Below are 867 nucleotides of genomic sequence, written 5' to 3'. Positions count from 1 at the left end.
AACCATCAGGCAGCGCGCCGCTCGCGTCGAAGCCGGGGATGCCCGAGACGAACAGGAGATCGCCGACGCGCGCCGCAAAGGACAGCGGCGGCGCCTTGACGTGCGGCGGGGGCGCGAAATGCTGGATCGGCATGGGATCACCTCGGCAGGGCCTTTAAGAAGCCCGCATGAGCGTAGCGACATGCGGGACAGTTGCAACCGCATTCACGATGTCCCGCCGCGGGCCCGCTCCAACAAGAAATGCGAAAACAACCCCATGCACAGTAGGAGCCCAGCGGAAATCATTGATCTTTTTTGAATTCGGCAAGACCGAAGTATATCGCTTGCTCTGTCGGGCAAAGCAAGGGCAGAATGGCATGGTGCGGTTGGCCCGAGTTGCGGCCCCAAACTCCGCCGTCATGCCCCGGCTCGACCGGGGCATCCAGTACGCCGCGGCTTCTCGGCTCAATCACCGCCGCCTCTGGAATACTGGATCGCCCGGTTAAACCGGGCGATGACAGTTGAGTGCTTGGCGAAGAGCGGGCCCACGCGCCCCCATCATGTTGCCGCCGCGATCGATCGGGTAGATTCGCCGCATCTGATTCGATTCCCCTCCCTGAAAAATAGCCCCCGGAGACGTCTATGAAGATCGCATCCACCTTCCGCGCCGCGCTGGTCGGCATTGCCGCCCTGGCCGGACTCTCGACCTCGGCCTTGGCCGACGGCGGCACCGTGGTGCTGACGATCTACAAGGCGGGCTGGATCATCGGCGGTTCCGGCGGCTCGGGCGTGCTCAACTTCCGCGGCCGCTCCTACGGCCTCTCCACCGGCGGGCTCGACTACGGCCTCGTGTTCGGCGGCTCGAAAACCGTGCTGCGCGGCCGCGTC

2 pseudogenes are annotated in these 867 nt (G+C 64.8%); one reads left to right on the top strand and one right to left on the bottom strand.

Annotated features, from left to right (window positions below):
- A pseudogene (locus MOV75_RS39970) lies at window positions 1–133 on the bottom strand (RidA family protein); the annotation flags it as partial.
- A 488-nt stretch (window positions 134–621) separates the two neighbouring features.
- On the opposite strand from MOV75_RS39970, the pseudogene MOV75_RS39965 reads away from it, so the two are divergent.
- A pseudogene (locus MOV75_RS39965) lies at window positions 622–867 on the top strand (hypothetical protein); the annotation flags it as partial.

The organism is Bradyrhizobium sp. PRIMUS42, from assembly GCF_023006515.1.
Taxonomy (GTDB): Bacteria; Pseudomonadota; Alphaproteobacteria; order Rhizobiales; family Xanthobacteraceae; genus Bradyrhizobium.
This window is presented reverse-complemented; position numbering and strand designations above follow the sequence as displayed.